This window comes from Luteococcus japonicus (genome assembly GCF_003752415.1).
Lineage (GTDB): Bacteria > Actinomycetota > Actinomycetes > Propionibacteriales > Propionibacteriaceae > Luteococcus > Luteococcus japonicus.
Map to the genome: position 1 here is coordinate 2696870 of NZ_RKHG01000001.1, position 20856 is coordinate 2717725.

Genomic DNA, 20856 nt, shown 5'->3' on the forward strand with positions numbered 1-20856 from the left:
CAGTCCAATGGCTGTGTTGATGGGGTAAGTGAGCTGTTCGCTTGCCGTGAAACTGAATGCCTGACACGATATCTCTATGACGAGGTGCAGACTCGGCGCCTCGTGCACCTGTGCTCGGGGGAGTATCGGAGCGTCATCGTGGTCGTCAGCCCCTTGCGGCGTCGTCTGTATCTGCTGCTGGCCTTGGTGCTGGCGGCCTCGGTGGCCGTTGTCGCGCCCGTCGATGCCCTGACCATCACCCCACTGACCAATACGGTCAACCAGCAGGTGCACGGTGACTACATCCTGGCCGGCAACGGTGTCCTGACCTGCTCCGGGACCAACTGCCAGAGTCTGCTGAGTGGCTCGAGCACCATTGCCAATGACAACAACAAGATGGTCTACACAGGCGCCCAGACCGGAATGCTCAACTCCTCACAGGCCGCCATCACCGTTCCCACCGGAGCCAAGGTGGTCAGAGCCCGCCTGCTGTGGGCCGGGAGCATGGGCACCTCCGTTCCCCAGCGCACCTGGTCCGACGGCCAGTACACCTACCCCGTCTACGGCGCCCCGACCACGCAGCGATCCTGCAGTCCCAATGTCGGCACCGACTACTACGGCAACTACACCGGGCCCACGACGTCCGCGACGCTGCCCACCGGCAGCCCGGCGACCACCACCCCGAAACTCGTGGTGAACGGTGTCACCACCACGGTTGGCGTCTCGAACTACAAGAATGACGTCGGTCTGGTGGACGAGAGCGCCGAGTACTACTCGGCGTGGAGTGACGTGACCTCCGTCTTCGCGAACATCCCCACGGGCAGCGCCCAGACCATCACCGTCGGTAACGTCTGGGCCCCCACGGGCAACAACTGCATGGGCGGCTGGTCCATCCAGGTCGTCTACGACTACGGCGAGTACGTGCCCGGCAATGCCAACTCCGTGATGCGCCAGATCTACTCCTACGACGGCATGGTGCGCGAGTCCTTGGGTGACGTGACCTCGGTGCCGCTCAGCGGCTTCGCCGTCCAGGGCACCGGTGCCCGCGCCGGCTTCGTCAGCTACGAGGGCGACATGTCCATCAACCAGGACTACGCCCGCTACTCGGACCCGACGACGGCCGAGTACGCCCTGGCGAACCCGCAGGCCGGCGGCGCGACGAACAACATGTTCGTTTCCTATGCCGACGGCGCCGTGCCCTTCAAGACCACCGACGGCCTGAGCAAGACGAGCACCAACTTCTACAACGGCAGCGTCGATGCGCGCTCGGTGAACCTCCCCGGCCTGGTCACGGGTGACACCTCGTTTACCCTCAAGCTGGGCACCAACATGGACTCCTACCTGCTGCAGAACGTCACCGTCTCCGTTCCACTGGCCGACATCACCCTGCTCAAGACCGCCAGCAATGGTGAGGAGGACCAGGCCATCGCGCCCGGTGCCACGCCGAACTTCCGCATGACGATCTACAACTCGGGCTCCGCGCCACTGCAGAACCTCAGCGTCAGCGATGCCCAGGCTCCCGGCTGTGCCCGGACCACCAGCCAGATGCTCACCATCCTGTCCGCCTCCGGCTACACCAATGGCCAGATCCCGGGCGGTGGCTCGGTCACCTATTCGTGTTCGGGAAGCCCAACCTCCAGCTCCTTCACCAACTCCGCCACCGTCAGCGCGAAGACACTCGACGGCGCGGTCCTCGTGGACAAGAGCGACACGGCCGGCGTCCAGGTTGCCAGCTGGAAGCTGAGCAAGACTCCCAAGACCCCCGACGTGCCCAAGGGCACCGACGTCATCTGGGTGATCAAGGTCGAGAACACCGGTGGCGCCGACATCCACGACATCACCGTCAGTGACCCGTCCACGCCCTCGTGCACCAAGACGGTTCCGCTGGTCGAGGCCGGCAAGACCCTCACCTATGAGTGCACCGCCACCGTCAACGACACCACCACGAACACGATCAGCGCGACGGGTACCGGCAAGGCCACCCAGGGCGCGAAACTGACCGTCCCGATGACGGCCACAGCCGAGGGCACCGTGCTGGTCAGCGCCGTCGACGTCACCAAGACCGTGGACAAGGCGATCGTCGGAGTGGGGGAGAAGGCCACCTTCACCTTCGTCGTGAAGAACACCGGCACCGCGACGCTGGACACCGTCGCCCTCAAGGATCCGGACTTCCCCTCCTGTGACCAGGCCAATGTCGGGCCCCTGGCCCCCGGGGCCAGCAAGACGGTCACCTGCACCGTCACCCCCTTCACCCAGGCCGCGGGCGCCACCCTGACCAACCACGTCACCGCCACCGGAACCCCGCCGTCGGGCCTCAAGGTCACCGACACCGCGGAGGTCGACGTGAACAACAAGGCCCTGGAGGTCACCAAGAAGGCCACCAGCACCGACGTCAACGCCAACTCGATCCTGGACATGGGTGACCAGGTCAACTACACCTTCACCGTCACCAACACCGGCTCGAGCCAGCTGACCGGAATCACCGTCGGCGACCCGTTGCTGGCGGGGGCGAGCATCACCTGCACGCCCACCGCACTGGCCGTGGGTGCCACCGCGACCTGTACCGCGTCGAAGCCGTACACCGTCACCCAGGCCAATGTCGACGCCGGAACCCTGAAGAACACCGCCACGGCCACCGGCACCGCCCCGGACAACTCCACCACCGCGGGCACCGCCACCCTGACCCTCACCCCGGTGGCCCAACCGGCGGTCACCATCGCCAAGACCGCCAGCCCCACCACCGTCTCGGCCGTCGGGACCGTGGTCAACTACACCTTCACCATCACCAACAGCGGCAACACCACGCTGACCGGTGTCACCCCGGCGGACCCGCTGGCGGGCCTGTCCGCGCTGACCTGCCGCACTGCCGCCGATGCCGCGGTGACCCTGCCCACGACGCTGGCGCCGAAGGCCGTGCTGACCTGTACCGCCTCCCGCAGCACGACGCAGGCGGACCTCAACGCGGGCTCCGTGGTGAACACCGCCACCGTGACCGCCACCGGACCCACCGGCACCAAGGTCAATGATTCGGCGAGCGCCACCGTCGTCGCCACCCAGCGCAAGACGATGGAGGTCACCAAGGCCGCGGACAAGACCATCTTCTCCACCGTCGGCGAGGTGGTCAGCTACACCTTCACCACCACGAACACCGGCAATGTGGTGCTCAGCGGCGTCCAGATGACCGACCCGATGACGCGCCTGGCCAACCGCACCTGCACCCCGGCCCAGCCGGCCGTGCTGCAACCGGGGGAGAAGGTCACCTGCACCGGATCGCTGACCGTCACCCAGGCAGACATCGACGGCGGGGCGATCGTCAACACGGTCTCCGCCACCGCCAACCCGCCCTCGGGTGCCGCCCTGAGCGGTAGCGCGACGTGGACCGTCGCCCCGGCACCGAGCGCTGGCCTCACGCTGGCGAAGGTCCCCAGCCGTGACGCCATCACCGCCGCGGGGCAGGCCGTCACCTACACCTTCACCGCCACCAACACCGGCAACACCACGATGAACAATGTGCGCATCGCCGACCCGATGGCCGGGCTCGCGATGGGCACCTGCACCCCGGCCGCGGGCAGCAGCCTGGCGCCGGGCGCGAAGATGGTCTGCACCGCCAGCTACACCTCGACCCAGGCCGACGTGGATGCCGGACGCATCCTCAACACGGCCATCGCCACGGCCACCGACTCGCACGGCCAGAACCTCAGCGTCCCCGCCACAGCCACCGTCACCGCCACGCCCGCCCCCGCGATCAAGCTCACCAAGAGTGCCAGCCCCGCCACCGTCAATGCCTTCGGACAGCAGGTCACCTACACCTTCGCCGTGCAGAACACCGGCAATGTGACGCTGCGCAGCCTGGCGCTGACGGACAAGCTGACCGGCCTGTCGGCCATCACCTGCACCCCGACCGCGCTGGGCGGTTCCCTGGCTCCCGGCGCCACCACCACCTGCACGGCCACCCGCAGCACCACCCAGGCGGACCTGAATGCCGGCGCGGTCAACAACACCGCCACCGCCACCGGTACCCCGCCGGCCGGTGCCGCGGTCACCAGCACCTCGGCGGCCAAGGTGACCGCCACCCAGAACCCCAGCTTCACCGTCGCCAAGAGCGCCAACCCGCTGGAGGTCACCGCGGCCGGGCAGCGGATCACCTACTCCATCGTCGTGACCAATGACGGCAATGTCGCGCTGAGCAACCTGCGTGTCTCCGACCCGAAGATCACCACCTTGACCTGCACCCCCACTGCCGCGGGTGCCACCCTGCAGCCCGGGGCCAGTACGGCCTGCACCGGCAGCTACACCGCCACCCAGACCGACGTGAACTCGGGGGCCATCAACAACACGGCCACCGCGACGCTCGCCTCGCCCACGGGTGTGGACACCAGCAATACCGCCAGCGCCGTGGTGACCAGCAGCCGGACGCCAGCCCTGGCCATCGACAAGACCGGCTCCACCGCCAGCTATGCGGCCGTCGGTGACACCATCGCCTACACCATCACCGCCACCAACAGCGGCAATGTCACGATGAACCAGGTGCAGGTGACGGACTCAATGTTCCCGTCCGCGCAGCTGGTCTGCTCTCCGACGGTCCCCGCCACCCTGCAGCCCGGGCAGAAGGTCACCTGCACAGCAACCCGCACCACCACCCAGGCGGACCTGGACCGCGGTACCCTGCCCAACACGGCCACGGCCCGCGGCACCAGCGCCACCGGCACCACCGCCGAGGTCAGCGACGACTTCGTCGCCGCCGCCACCCAGACTCCGGCCATCACGCTGGCCAAGACGCCGAACCCCACCACCATCAACTCCGCCGGGCGCCCGATCGACTACACCATCGTGCTGACCAACAGCGGCAATGTCTCGGTGACCAATGCGCAGATCAGCGACCCGAAGTTCGCTTCCTTCACCAGCTGCACGCCCGCGCTGGGCTCCAAGCTGGCACCCGGGGCGACGATGACCTGCTCCGGCACCTACACCAGCACGCAGGCCGACGTGGACGCCGGTTCCATCCTCAACACGGCCCGCGGCACTGCCGTCGGCCCCACCAACACGGCCCTGTCCACCACGGCGACCGCAGTCGTCGAAGTCACCCGCAGCCCGGCCCTCTCCCTGCAGAAGAGCGCTGCACCCACCCGCGTCGGCACCGTCGGCCAGGTGGTCACCTACTCCTTCCAGGTCACCAACACCGGCAATGTGACCGCCACCTCCCTGTCGATCAGCGATCCGCTGCCCGGCCTGTCCGCGGTGAACTGCCCGGTCACGACGCTGGCCCCGGGAGCCACCACCACCTGCACCGCGACTCGCGCCACGACCCAGGCGGACCTGAACCTGGCCTCGGGGCGGATCGACAACACCGCGACGGCCAGTGCGAAGGACCCCGCCGGAGCCACTGTCATCTCGCCCAGCGCCAGCGCCACCGTCACCATGAACCAGAGCCCGAAGCTGGCCGTCACCAAGACCGCCAGTCCCACCACGGTCACGGCCGTCGGTGATCCGGTGACCTACACCATCGTGGTCACCAACTCCGGCAATGTGGACGCCACGAATGTCCGGGTGGACGACTCCCTGATCGATGCCGCGCTGGTCTCCTGCAGCCCGGCCCAGGGCGGCACCCTCGCGCCCCGGGCGACGATGACCTGTACCGCCACCCGCGCCACCACCCAGGCGGACCTGGACAGTGGCAAGGCGGTCAACATCGCCACTGCCACGGCTATCGCGCCCAATGGGCAGCCCATCACCCCGGCCCAGGGCACCGCGACCGTCGACGCGACGCGTTCGCCGAAGGTCACCATCGACAAGAGCTCGACGACGACGCTGGCCTCGGCCGTCGGCCAGACCGTGCAGTACAGCTACCTGGTCACCAATACCGGCAATGTCACCCTGGCCTCGCTGGCCGTCACCGATCCGCACCACGGACTGTCCGGCATCAACTGTGGGGGCACGACGAGCCTGGCACCGGGGGCCAGCGCCACCTGTGTGGCGACCTATTCGGTGACGCAGGCGGACCTCAATGCCGGTGCCGTCACCAATACCGGCAAGGCCTTCCTGGAGGCGCCCGGCGGAGACAATGCCAACCCGGCGGACAACATCACCGCCACGGACTCCCTGGTGATCCCGTCCGAGCAGAAGCCCGCCCTCGACTTCCTCAAGAAGGCGAACGTGGCCACCTACTCGGCCGCCGGCCGCGTGGTCACCTACTCCTTCGCCGTCACCAACTCCGGCAATGTGGACGTCACCAATGTCCGCGTCGCGGATCCGCACACGGGGCTGTCGGCGCTGACCTGCACCCCGGCACAGGGATCGACGCTGGCCCCGCGCGCGACGATGAACTGCACCGCCACCTACACCACCACCCAGGCTGACCTCGACCGGATGAGCATCGCCAACACCGCGACAGCCACCGCCACCGCGCCCGACGGCAGCACCCTGAGCCGCACCGGCCAGGTCACGATCACGGCCACGCTCGACTCGAAGCTGGACCTGAACAAGACCCCGTCGCCGCCCACCATCACGGCCGCCGGGCAGCGGATCACCTACACCTTCGTCGCCACCAACACCGGCAACTCGACGCTGCGCGATGTCACCGTCACGGACACCGACCTCGCGGGCCTGTCCGCCATCAGCTGTGACACCACCACCCTGGCGCCGGGCGCGAAGGCCACATGCACGGCCAACTACACCGCCACCCAGGCAGACGTCGACCGCGGCAGCATCCCGAACAGCGCCTCGGTGGCCGGTACTGACCCCGCGGGGACTGCGGTCAATGCCACCGCGAAGGCCAATGTCACTGTCCCGCAGAGGCCCGAACTGACGCTGGACAAGGCAGCGAGTCTCACCGCGGTGGACCAGGTGGGCCAGCGGATCGACTACACCTTCACCGTCACCAACAGCGGCAATGTCACCGTCAACGCCTTGACCGTCACGGACCCGATGAAGGGCCTGTCCGCGCCGGTCTGCGCCCAGACGAGCCTGACCCCCGGTGCCAGCACCACCTGTACCGCGAGCTACACCACCACGCAGTCCGACCTGGACAACGGCGGCATCACCAACAAGGCCTCGGTGACCGGAACCACGGCGACCAGTGCCACCGTGCCGCCGGCCACCGACACCGTCACGGTGCCCGCCACCCAGGATTCGCAGGGCAGCTTCACCAAGACCGCCAGCCCGCTGACCTATTCGCAGGTGGGTGACGAGATCACCTACACCCTGCGCGCCACCAATACCGGCAATGTCACCTCCGGCGGTGTCCTGATCAAGGACCCGACCATCGCCACCCGCGTCGCCTCGCTGTCCTGCAGCATCCACTCCGGCGACGGCACCCGGCTGCGTGACGGCAATGGTGCCGTGTCCCTGGCCCCCGGGGAGTACAAGGAGTGCCTGGCCACCATCAGCGCCACCCAGGCGGACCTGAACGCCGGGTCCTTCACCAACACGGCCAATGTCAATGCCACGCGCCCCGATGGCACCCCCATGCCCACGCTGACTGACGACGCCGTCGTCACCGCGGAACAGGCGCCGGCCATGACCTTCACCAAGTCGGCCGACACCCAGACCTACTCCCGGGTCGGCCAGTCGATCGGCTACACATTCCTGTTGGCCAATACCGGCAATGTCGAGATCACCAATGCCCAGGTCAGTGACCCGCGCATCCCCGCCGCCGAGCTGAGCTGCACCCCTGCGCTCGGCTCCACCCTGCAGCCCAAGACCTCGATGACCTGCTCCGGCAGCTACAAGGTCACCCAGGCCGACCTCGACGCCCAGCGCATCGTGAACACCGCGACGGGCACGGCACGCGGTGGCGGTCAGGACCTCAGCCAGGACGGCACCGCGACCGTCACCGCAGACCTCGCCCCGGCCATCTCCCTGACCAAGAGCGCCGCGCCCAACCCCGTCGCCAAGGCGGGAGACGTTGTCACCTACAGCTTCGTCGTCGGCAATGTCGGCAATGTGACGCTGCACGACGTGGGGGTCGCGGACCCGCTGCAGGGCCTGTCCGCCGTGAGCTGCCCGGTGAACACGCTCGCCCCCGGCGCCACCACCACCTGCACCGCCACCATGAGGGTCACGCCCGCACAGATGGATGCCGGGCAGGTGAACAACACCGCCACGGCCACCGGAACCGACGTCACCGGAACCACTGTCACCAAGACCGGCAGCGCGGTGCTGCGCACCACGCAGAGCCCGAAGCTGGACGTGACCAAGACTGCCTCGCCGACCACCGTCTCGACGGTGGGGGACCAGGTCACCTACACCTTCGTGGTCACCAACAGCGGCAATGTCACGGTCAATGACCTGGCGCTGACAGACCCCATGTTCACCCCGCAGGCCATCACGTGCCCGGCCACCAGCCTGGCCCCCGGCGCCTCCACCACCTGCACCCGCACCTGGACCGTCACCCAGGCCCAGGTGGATGCCGGGACCTTCACCAACACGGCCACCGCCACCGGCACCACCGCCACTGGTGCCCCGGTGCCGCCGGCCAGCGGCAAGGCGACGGTCACCAGTCAGGCCGACCCGTCATGGACCTTCGTGAAGACGGCAGACCATGACCAGGTCTCCGTGATCGGTGACACCGTCACGTACACGCTGGTTGTCACCAATACCGGCAATGTGACGCTGCGCAATGTCTTCATGTCGGACCCGCGGGTGGCCGATCCGGCCACCAGCCGACTGTTCGACTGCTATGTGCTCAATGCCGACGGCTCCCGCGCCGTTGACGCCCCCGGTGCGATCGACCTGCTCCCCGGCCAGCAGAAGGTCTGCCACGGCTCCAAGACCTTCGGGCAGGCTGACTTCGAGGTCCCCGACCCGAACACGGCCACCGAGGGAATCGACTGGCCCAACCAGGGTTACGTCAACGCCGTCACGCCCGACGGCAGCAAACTGCCCACCCTGTACTCCAGCCCCTCCGACGGCGCCCCGGCTGGCCCGACGACGGTCTACCTGAACCCGGCTCCCGACTTCAAGATGACCAAGAGCGCCGATGCACAGCGCTATTCCCGCGTCGGGCAGGTGATCAACTACACGATCGACGCCACCAATACCGGCAATGTCGCCCTGAACAACGTCACCATCACGGACAAGAAGCTGGCCGAGGCCACCTTCCAGTGCACCCCCGCGATGGGCTCCACACTGCAGCCCGGCGCGACGATGACCTGCTCCGGCGCCTACACCGTCACCCAGGCAGACATCGACGCCGGTTCCATCACCAATGAGGCCGTGGGCCATGGCACGAACAACCAGGGCGTGCAGCACGACGCCAGTGCCGCCTCCGTGCTCACCGTCATCTACTTCGGCCAGACCGGGATGATGCTGGAGAAGTCCGCCGAACCCCGCACCGTGGCCCGGGTGGGTGACCAAGTCACCTATTCCTTCGTCGTCACCAACCTGGGCACCGGCCAGATCACCGACCTGACCGTGGCTGATCCGATGATCACCAATGCCGGGGGCACCGTCAGCTGCCCGGCCACCACGCTGGACGGTTCTCCCGATGCCGACAATCCGTCGCAGATGACCTGCACGGCCACCTACACCGTCACCCAGGACGACATCGACGACCGTGGCTTCACCAATACCGCCACCGCCACCGGCGAGACGATCAATGGCGGCGTCACCCAGCAGCTGTCCTCGGAGGCCACAGCCAAGGTCAGCGCCAACCACGCTCCCGAACTGTCGTTGACCAAGACCGCCACCCCGGCCGATGCCTCGGTGGATGCCGCCGGTGACCTGGTCAACTACTCCTTCGTCGTCACCAATACCGGCAATGTCGCACTCACCGGCGTGACGCTGACCGACCCGCTGCCCGGCCTGAGCGTCCCGAGTTGCCCGAAGACCGCCCTGGAGCCGCTGGAGGCGATGACCTGCACGGGGACGTTGACCGTCAGCCAGGGGCAGCTGGACGGTGGCTCCATCACGAACAAGGCCAGCGTCCAGGGCGTCGATGCCGACGGTCAGCCGGCCATCGCCAATGCCACGGCCACGGTGAGGACCGCCCCCGTCGCGAAGATCGAGTTCACCAAGACCGCCGACAAGACCGAGATCAATGTGGTGGGCGAGAGTGTCGTCTACACCTTCACCGAGAAGAATGTCGGCAACACCACCGTCTACGGCTGGAACCTGACCGAGGGGCTGCCCGGTCGCCTGACCTCGATCAGCTGCACCCCGGAGGTCACCAACCTGGCGCCGGGTGAGACCCGCACCTGCACCGGGATCCTGACCGTCAGCCAGGCCGACCTGGACGCCGGTGCCATCATCAACACCGCCTCCGTCAGCACCGTGCTGGCCGATGGTGCGCCCGGACCGACCGCCACGTCCGGGGTGACGGTGCCAGCAGTGCCCAAGCCGGGACTCCGGGTCATCAAGACCGTCGACCTGACCGAATTTGCCAGCGTCGGCCAGGTGCTGGACTACAACATCGTCGTGGAGAACACCGGCAACCTGAGCGTCGACGATGTGCAGCTCACCGAGTCCCTGACCGACGGCATGGGCGCGCTCAGCTGCTCGCCGGCGCTGGGAGGCACCCTGGCCAGCGGCGAGACCATGACCTGCCACGTCAGCAAGACCGTCAGCCAGGCCGATCTGGACGCCCAGCGGGTGGTCAATGTGGCCACGGCGACCGGCAGCACCAGCCTGGGCGGCCTGACCCAGCCCAGCAATGAGGCCGTCTCGGTTGCCAAGCTGTCGCCGGCCATAAACGTGGTGAAGAATGTCAACCCCTCTTCGGCGGGCACCAAGGGCACGGAGATCACCTACACCTTCGACGTCACCAATACCGGCAATGTGGCGCTCAGTGACCTGCAGGTGAGCGACCAGTTCACCAACCTGGGCGGAGGGGCCACGCTGTCCGTCAGCTGTCCGCAGACCACGGTGCCAGCCGGCAGGACCGTGCAGTGCACCGCCAGCTACACCCTCACCCAGGACGACATCGACGCCGCACGCCCGGCCGAGGGCAAGGGACTGGAGAACACCGCCATGGCGACGGCCACCGACGTCGCCGGCACCGACGTGACCGACGAGGACTCCTCGAAGGTGGTCATCAATCTGGCCCCGGAGATCGTCGTCGACAAGTCCGTCACCCCGCAGAACTTCTCCGCGGTCGGCGATGTGCTGGACTACACCATCACCGTCACCAATACCGGCAATGTCTCGGTGATCGCCGGGCAGATGAGCGACCCGCTGCTCACCCGCACCCGCCCCGACGGCACCGTCACCTGTGACTACCAGCTGGCTCCCGGCAAGGTTGCCACCTGCACCGGCAGTTACACCGTCACCCAGCAGGACCTCGACTACGGCCGGGTGCCCAATACGGCCACAGCCACGGCCACCGACACCGCCGGAACCCCGGTCCGTGCCCAGGACAGCGTGCAGGCAACGGCCGTGAAGAAGCCAGCCATGACGCTGGACAAGAGCGTCGACCCCGGCACGGTGACCGCGGTGGGACAGACCGTCACCTACACCATGGCCGCCACCAACACCGGCAACGTGACCCTGTCCAATGTCTTCCTCTCAGACCCGCTGCCGGGCCTCAGCCTGCCCTTGCAGTGCACCATCACGGCGCCAGACGGGAGCACCCGCGCCGGTTCCGGCCCGGTCTCCCTGGCTCCCGGTGAGGTGGAGACCTGCACCGCCACCCGCTCTGCCACCCAGGCCGACATCGACGCGGGGTCCGTCACCAATACCGCCAAGGTGGTCGCCGACGGCCTGACACCCGTCACGGACCAGGCAACCGTCACCGCCACGCAGCAGCCCGGCCTGACCACCACCAAGACCGTGGACCAGGCGAACTACTCGGCCGTCGACCAGGTACTCACCTACTTCATTGGTGTGACCAATACCGGCAACACCACCGTCAAGAATGTCCAGCTGGCCGAGAGCATCCCCACCGAACAGGTGACCTGCTCCCCGGCGCTGGGCTCCAGCCTGGTCAGTGGCGAGACGATGCACTGCACCGTCACGCACAAGGTCACCCAGGCGGACCTGGACGCCACGCAGATCTCCAACATCGCGACCGCCTCCGGCACGGACCCGAACGGACAGACGGTCACGGCTCCCTCTGGCCCGGCCGTGTCCACCGCGGACCTGGCCCCCGCCCTGACGGTCTCCAAGGTCGGCAGTCCCGCGAGCGTCAGCGTCGTCGGCGAAGCCATCACCTGGACCGTCATCGTCAAGAACACCGGCAACGCCACGTTGGAGGACATCACCCTGGCCGACTCGCTGGCCGGACTGTCCGCCTTCACCTGCGACTCCACCTCGCCGTACAGCCTGGCACCGGGCAAGGAACTGACCTGTACCGCCACCTCGGTGGTCACGCAGGACCAGATCAATGCCGCCGACGAGACCGCCACCCCGCCGGTCGGCGTCGAGAACCACGTCGACGTCACCGCCCATGACGCGAACGACACCCCGGCCGAGGGCAGCGCCGATTCCCACGTCGGCGTGCAGCAGGAGCCCGCCGTGACGCTGGACAAGAGCGTCAGCCCCGGGACCTTCGACGGCCCGGGCCAGACGGCCACCTACACCCTCGTCATCACCAATACCGGCAATGTCGCGCTGACGGACCTGACGCTGGCTGACCCGCTGCCACGGCTGAGCACGATCGTGTGCGACACGCCCCTTGCGGGTGCGACGCTCGCACCCGGCGGCCGGATCACCTGCACCGCCACCCGCGACTCCCTGCAGCTGGCGGTGGACCTGGGCCGGATCACGAACACCGCCACCGTCACCGCCAGCGATCCCGACCGCAGCACCACCGTCAGCGCGCAGGACAATGCGGTGCTCACCGCGGTGCAGCGCCCGTCGATGACGCTCACGAAGTCTGCGGACGTCGAAGAGGTGCATGCAGACGGTGACGTGGTCACCTACACGATGGTGATGACCAATACCGGCAATGTGACGCTGGAGAGTGTCTACGTCGGGGACCCGAAGGTGGATGCGGGCAGCTACGTGTGCTCGATCACCTCCGCCGCGGGCACGGTCCAGGGCGGGGTGTCGGGAGCCAGCGTCGAACCGGGTGGCACGAAGAAGTGCACCGGGACGCACACCGTCACCCAGGCGGACCTCGACGCCGGCAGCATCCTCAACGTGGCAGAGGTCACCGCGATCACCCGAACGGGCACCACCCTGGCCGAGGACTCCAATCCCGTCGTCGTCGACGCCGTCCAGGAACCGGCCATCAAGCTGGTCAAGACGGCCTCCCCGGCCCGTGTCGCCGCCGCCGGCGACACCGTCTCCTATGCCTTCATGATCACCAACATCGGCACCACGAGTCTTGACGCCATCATGCTGGAGGACCCGATGCCAGGCCTGTCAGCCTTCGACTGCGACGAGCCCCTGGGTGGCAGGCTGGCCCCCCAGGAGGAGATGCACTGCACGGCCACGCGTCAGGTCACCGCGGACGAGATGAACCTGGCCACCATCGAGAACACCGCCACCGTCACCGGCACCGTCCCGGGAGCGGGGGGCACGATCAGCTCGCCGAGCACCGCCACGGTGATCCCGATCCACAATCCGTCGCTCTCGTTGAACAAGAGCCACGACGTGGCCGCCGTCACCGCGGCCGGTGACCCGGTGACCTACACCTTCACCGTCACCAATACCGGCAACATCGAGGTCACCGATGTGGCCGTCGAGGATCCGCTGCTGGGCTCCGCGCCCATCACCTGCCAGGCCACCACCCTCGCGGTGGGCGCCAGCACCGCCTGCACCGGCCGCTACACCGCCACCCAGGCGGACCTGGACCGGGGCCGGATCAGCAACAACGCCACCGTCACCGGCACCGACCCGGTGGGCGGGGACCCCGTCACGCCGGGCACCGACTCCGATGAGGTCCCGGCGCCCCAGAGCTCCTCGCTGGAGATTGCCAAGACCCCCGTGTCCGCCGGACCCCTGGCGCTCGGAGACCCCGGTGAGTTCCGGATCGTGGTCACCAACTCTGGCAACACGACCGTCGCTGACGTCAAGGTGAGCGAGGACGAATTCCTCTACCCGGGCACCACCCTGTCCTGCCTGCCGGCCCAGGGTTCGAGCCTCGCTCCGCAGGAGACGATGACCTGCAAGGCCGTCCGGATCACCGGCCAGGACGCCATCGACTTCGGCGAGCTGGACAACCGCGCCGGCGTCGTGGGCACCGATCCCAACGGCAACCCCGTCGAGGCCACCAGCGACGAGGTCTCCATCCCCACCGTGGAGGGCACCTTCGACGTCGAGTTTGCCAAGACCGCCTCGGCCGAGACCGTCACCCGCGTCGGGGAGCAGGTGACCTACACCATGGTCGCCCGCAACACCGGGACCAAGACCCTCTTCGCCGCCGACATCGTCGACGAGAGCCTGCCCGGCCTCTCGACGCCCAGCTGTGACTTCGGGGCCCCCGACGACCTGCGCCCCGGCGCCACGTTCACCTGTACCGCCACCTACACGGTGACCCAGGGGGACCTGGACCACGGCCGGATCGACAACATCGCAACCCTGGACGGATACGTCTCCGGGTCCGAAGCGTACGACCACACCGAACTCACCGCTGATGCGACCGTGACCGCCGACGCCGCGCCGCGTCTGGACCTGACCAAGACCGTGGACCACACCACCGTGAGGGCGGCGGGCGACCCGCTGGTCTACACCATGACCCTGCGCAATGGTGGTAATGCCACCGCGCGGCAGGCCACCATCACCGACAAGTTGCCAGGTCTTGGGGCGCTGCAGTGCGTGCGCGCCGACGGCAGTGCCGTGACTCTTCCCGTGGACCTTGCCCCGGGTGAGGCCGTCACCTGCCAGGCGAACCATGCTGTCACCCAGCCCGACATCGATTTCGGTGCCGTGGTCAACAGCGCCACCGCCGGCGCCACGACACCGCAGGGCGATCCGGTGACCTCGCCGCCCGCCAGCACCACGGTGCTCGCGAACAGCGACCCCGGCCTGCGGGTGGAGAAGACGACCTCCACCACCCTGGTGCAGAGGGTGGGCGAGGTGGTGCCCTTCACCATCACCGCCACCAATACCGGCAATGTCACCGTCGCGAACGTCCAGGTGGCCGACTCGCTCCCGCTCGATGCCGCACTTGACTGTTCGCCGGCCCTGGGCAGCAGCCTGCAGCCGCAGCAGACCATGACCTGCACCGGCAGCTACACGGTGGTCCACGCGGACCTAGAAGCCTCCGGAATGACCAATGTGGCCACCGTGAGCGGCACCGATCCGTCGGGTGCCGCCGTCGCGGGGGAGGGCGCGGTCCACGTGCCCGCGCTGTACAACCCGGAGCTGGACTTCACCAAGCAGGTCAGCGGTCCGGAGAACTGGGTGGCCGGGGACACGCTCGAGTACACCTTCCACGTGCAGAATGTCGGCAACATGGGGGCCCGCTACGTCAACGCGGTCGACACCATGGCCGACATCTCCGCCATGACCTGCGTCCTGGACGGTACCGACATCGTCGTCCCGCAGAACTACGACGTCCCCATGCAGCCCGGCATGGGCGCCACCTGCAAGGCCACCTACACCGTCAAGCAGTCCGATGTCGACCGTGGCTTCGTGACCAATACCGCCACCCTGAACGCCAAGGAGGTGACGGGCCAGCCCTACCCGACCGAGGTGGCCAGCGCCATCACCAGGAGCGCCCACACCGCCTCCCTGCGTTTGGACAAGACGGCCTCGCTGGACCAGATCACTGCCGCCGGTCAGCGAGTGGACTACTTCGTCGACATCACCAACACCGGTCAGCTGACGGTCTCCGGTGGCCAGATCACCGACGCCCTCCCGGGACTGTCCGGCATCACCTGTGACGGCTACGAACTGGAGCCGGGCGGCGTCACCCACTGCCGCGCCAACTATGTGGTGACCCAGGCGGACATGGACCGTGGCGAGCTGGTCAACACCGCGCAGATCACCGCGCGTGACCGGCACGGCAACCCGGTGGAGCCCTCCGCCGACACGGTGCGGCTGCCCGTCGTCGGTGCTCCGGAACTCGCGGTCACCAAGCAGGCCCGTAGCTCCGAGGTCACCCGGGCGGGGGAGACCGTCGACTTCAGCGTCGTGGTCACCAATACCGGAACCGTCAGCGCCCACGACGTGGAGATGACCGACAACTCCGCCACCACCACCGGCTGTGACCTCAAGGCCCCGGTCGTCCTGGCCCCCGGCACCAGCATGACCTGCACCGTGCAACACGTGGTCACCCAGGCAGAGATCAATGCCGGTCAGGTGGTCAACGTCGCCACGGCCACGGCCAAGACCCCCACCGGGGAATCGGTGGATCCGGCCACGGGCAGTGCCACGGTCCCGGCCCAGCGCCAGCCCGAGCTGGTGCTGGACAAGGCGGCCAGCCCCGCCACCTTCGACACCCTCGGCCAGCAGGTGACCTACACCTTCACCACCACCAACACCGGCAACACGACGCTGGAGAATGTCCGGGTGGACGACCAGATCGACGGCCTGTCCGCACTGACCTGCACCCCGCTGCAGGGTTCGGCGCTGGATCCCGGCCAGAAGCAGACCTGCACCGCCACCCGGGCCGTCATACAGGCGGACCTGGACCGCGGACTGGTTGCCAACTCCGCCACCACCACGGCGGAGAATGTCGTCGGCAATCCCGATGATCCTGCCGATGACATCAGCAGCACCGACACGGCGAAGGTGACGAGCGTCGGCACGCCGGCACTCAGCCTCACCAAGGCCGCGGACCTCACCGAGGTCACCACCCGGGCCGACGTGATCACCTACACCTTCGTCGCGAAGAACACCGGCAACGTGACCATCCACGACGTGGTGGTCTCCGACCCGAAGACCGGCCAGGGCATGACCCCGATCCAGTGCCCCAGCACCGTGCTGGCACCCCAGCAGTCGATGACCTGCAAGGCCACCTTCACCGCCGCCCAGATCGACCTGGACCGTGGCAGCATCCCCAACACCGCCACGGTCGCGGGCCTGGACCCGTGGGGCCAGGCCGTCACCCCGGCGGAGGGCTCGACCACCGTGGGCGTCGTCCAGCAGCCGGCCTTCGGCCTGACCAAGACGGCCGACCACACGCTGGTCACCAATGCTGGCGAACGGGTGCTGTACACCTTCATCGGCACCAACAGCGGCAACGTGACGCTGCGCGGCGTCACCATCAGCGACCCGCTGCCCGGACTGGGCACGATGGACTGCTACCCGCAGATGCCCGCCGAACTGCCCCCGGGCGAGCGGGTCCTCTGCCGGGCCTGGTACTCCGTCACCCAGGCGGACCTGGACGCCGGTTCGCTGCTCAACACCGCCACCCTGAAGGGCAATGACCCGGCCGGCACGGCGCTGGACCCGGTCACCGACGACGAGACCATCGTCACGGTGCCCGCGGACGTGAAGATGGGCCTGACCAAGACCGTCGACGCCACCGAACTCACCGCCGCCGGGCAGCAGCTCACCTATACCTTCGAGCTGGCCAACACCGGAAACCAGACGCTGTCCGATGTCGTGCTGTCCGACGAGCTTGCCGGGCTCGGGGCGATCACCTGCACCGACGCGGCCGGCACCAGCCGTCCCATGCCGGACGCCCAGGCGCCGCTGAGCCTCGCACCCGGGGAGAAGCGCACCTGCGCCGCCGACTACACCGTCACGCAGGCAGACATCGACCGCGGCGAGCTGTACAACGTCGCCACCCTCAATGCCACCCAGGGCGGCACGGCACTGGAACCGCTGCGTGCCGACCGTCGCCTGCTGGGCACTCGCACGCTCGGCCTGGACGTGGAGAAGGCGGCCTCGGCCAGCAAGGTCACTGCGGCCGGGGACCGGGTCACCTGGACCTTCTCGCTCACCAACACCGGTACCGTCACCGCGACAGACCTGCGCCTGGCCGACACGATGGAGGGACTGGGCAACCCGGCCTGCACCGTGGACGGGCAGAATGTCGAGGCCACCCTCGTCGACGGCGTGCTGTCCCTGCCCGGCACCAGCCTGGCTCCCGGGCAGCTGGCCACCTGCACCGCGGACTACGCCGTCACCCAGGCCGACATCGACCGCGGCAGCCTGTCCAACACCGTCGTCGCCAGCGGCGGCACCCCGGGTGGCCCCGCCGATGACAAGGACACAGTCACGGTCCCCGTGGAGCCCACGCACACCGTCGGCTTCACCAAGACCGCGGACAAGACCGTCGTCGAGCCCGGCGAGGTGCTGACCTACACCTTCACGATGACCAATGACGGCACCGCCACCGCCACCGTCAGCGCCCTGTCCGACCCGATGCCGGGGCTGTCCACGCCGGTCTGTGAGACCCCGCTGCCCGCCGTGCTGGCACCGGGCGCGAGCAATGTCTGCCACGCCAGCTACACGGTCTGGCGGCAGGACGCCGAGATCGGCACCGTCACCAATGGCGCCCACATCAAGGCCAGTGACCCCTTGGGCACCGAGATCCCGACCGATCCGGTCTCCGTCGTGACCCCGGTCACCCCGAGCCCGGCCGCCACCCTGGCCAAGACCGCCGTCCTGGTGGACGGCAACGGGGACGTCGTCGGCAGCGTCGGCGAGACCGTCAACTACACGATCACCATGACCAATACCGGTGACGTGAGCCTGCGCGGTGCCACCATCACGGACCCGATGCTCCCCTCGCTCACCTGCGCCCCGGCCCTGACCGAGCCGCTGGCCCCTGATGCGGTGCGCACCTGCACCGGGAGCCACGTGATCACCGAGCAGGAGGCCAAGGCGCGACAGGTGCGCAATGTGGCCACCCTGGCCTCCCCGCAGCTGCCGGAACCGGTCACCGGTGAGGCAGTCCTCGAGACCAGCCCCAGCGTCAGCATCACTCTGACCAAGTCGCCCAACCTGGACGACACCAATGGCGACGGGGTGGGTTCGCTGGGCGAGAAGATCACCTACACGCTGGCGGTCACCAACAATGGTGACGTGGCGGTGCCCGGCCTGACCGTCACCGACGCGATGCTGCCCGACCTGACCTGCACGCCGGGCCAGGACGAGCCGCTGGCACCCGGCCAGACCCGGACCTGCACTGGCGTCCACGAGGTGACCCGCGCGGACATCCAGGCCGGGCAGGTGGTCAACCGGGCACAGGCCAGCAGCGAGCTGACCGGCACGATCTGGTCTCCCACCGTCGTGGTGCCCGCCAAGGGCCAGCCCGGTGCGACGCTGGTGAAGACCGCCAGCGACGCCAGCGGCGACGGTGTGGGCACCGTGGGCGAGACCATCACCTGGACCATCACGCTGACCAATACCGGTGACCTGCCCCTGACCGATGCCGTGGTCACCGACCCGATGCTGGGCGACTCGCTGACCTGCACCTCGGCCCAGGACCAGCCCCTGCTGGCCGGTGCCGCGCGGGTCTGCACCGGAACCCACGTGGTCAGTCCGGAGGAGGCGGCAGCGGGGAGCCTGGTCAACACGGCGACGCTGCACAGCCCGTCGACCCCGGATGTCCCGCCGGCCACGGCGATCGTCACCACCCGGGTGGACGAGCCGGAGCCCACCCCGACGCCGACGCCGTCGGTTCCGGCACCGAGCCCGTCGGTTCCGGCACCGAGCCCGTCGGTTCCGGCCCCGAGCCCGTCGGCTCCGGCCCCGAGCCCGACCACCCCTGCACCGCAACCGATCGCGAGCACCGGTTCGCCCGTGCCGCCGTGGTTGCCGATCGCTGGCTTGTTGCTCACCCTGTCGGGCATCATGCTTATTGCACGCAAGAACAAGGAGAACTCGTGACCACCTTCCCCCGCACCGCCATCACGCTTGCCGCCTGCGCGGCCCTGAGCCTGTGGATGGCGGGGTGCAGTTCCGACGAGAAGGCTGCCGACTCCGCCTCCGCCGTCCCCCAGGTCTCGGCGCCGCCGCTGCCCAAGGAGCCCACCTTCGCCAAGACCCCGGCCGGCGCCGTCGGTGACGTCAAGCTCGTCTCCTGCGGGCTTGAGAAGGGGGAGCAGACGGCCAAGCTGGAGCTCACCAACTCCGCCAAGGCCAAGCGTGACTACTCGATCATGGTGATCTGGTTGAAAAATGACTCGGGCACGCCCCGCGGATCCGCCCTGGCCAAGCAGCTCGACGCCGCGCCGGGCAAGAAGATCGAGCTGAGCGCCAAGGCCAAGGTCGTCGAGAAGTCCGACCGGTGCGTGCTCAAGGTGCTCGCCGGGGAGGTCAAGTAGTGGCACGGTCGTCGCGCCGGGGGCCGCGCGCCTCGACGATCATCGGGGGCATCCTGCTCCTGGTGGGTCTGGGCGTGCTCGGTTGGGCCGGATGGCAGTTCTTCGGCACCAACATCACCTCCCGGCAGGCGGCCACCCGGCAGGTCGACGAGCTGCGTGACTCGTGGGCCAGGGACGGACAGCCGGGAAAGGTTGCCGACGGCAAGCAGGTGCCTGGCCAGGCCATTGCCCTGATGCGGATTCCTCAGCTCGGGGGAGAGCGGCCAGTGCTTGCGGGCACCGACGCCGACACCCTCAGCAAGGGGATCGGCTGGTACGAGGGCACTGCGGCACCGGGCGAGGTGGGCAACTTCGCCGTCGCCGGCCACCGGATCACCCGGGGCGAGCCCTTCCGTCACCTTCTGGAGCTGGACAAGGGCGCGGAGGTGGTCGTGGAGACCCGGGAGGCCATCTTCACCTATGAGCTGGACAGCGGTGCCTCGCAGCTGACGGTCGCCGACGTCGATGGCGGCTGGGTGCTGGACCCGGTGCCCGGCAAGCCGACGGCCAAGCCCTCCAGGGCGATTCTGACCCTCACCACCTGCCAAGACCTCTTCCACTCACCGGACCGTTCCGTCGCCTTCGCCCACCTGGTGAAGACGGAAAAGAAGTAGCGGCCGGTCCCCGAACTCCCAGCACACTCCCCGAGCTTGTCGAGGGGCCGCTCGGGTTTGTGCGATCCGCTCCTGTTGCAACACACGCGGATCGCACGAACCCGAGCGTCTTCGCGCTGGGG

At 68.4% G+C, this 20856-nt stretch carries 3 protein-coding genes; all 3 read left to right on the plus strand.

Annotation, left to right across the window (positions count from 1 at the left end; genetic code table 11):
- Window positions 1-84: 84 nt before the first annotated feature.
- From EDD41_RS12825 to EDD41_RS12835, 3 genes are read left to right on the plus strand one after another with little or no spacing between them, the layout of a single operon-like run.
- Window positions 85-19644 (plus strand): DUF7507 domain-containing protein, encoded by a 19560-nt coding sequence (locus EDD41_RS12825; RefSeq protein ID WP_123576179.1) that lies wholly within the window; start codon window positions 85-87, stop codon window positions 19642-19644.
- Window positions 19641-20081, plus strand: coding sequence for a hypothetical protein (locus EDD41_RS12830; protein ID WP_123576180.1), 441 nt, complete (start codon window positions 19641-19643; stop codon window positions 20079-20081). Before EDD41_RS12825 ends, EDD41_RS12830 begins: the two co-directional genes overlap by 4 nt.
- Complete coding sequence (locus EDD41_RS12835; RefSeq protein ID WP_123576181.1) at window positions 20081-20734, plus strand: class E sortase; 654 nt, start codon at window positions 20081-20083, stop codon at window positions 20732-20734. The genes EDD41_RS12830 and EDD41_RS12835 overlap by 1 nt, the downstream gene beginning before the upstream one ends.
- The last annotated feature ends 122 nt before the right edge of the window (window positions 20735-20856 follow it).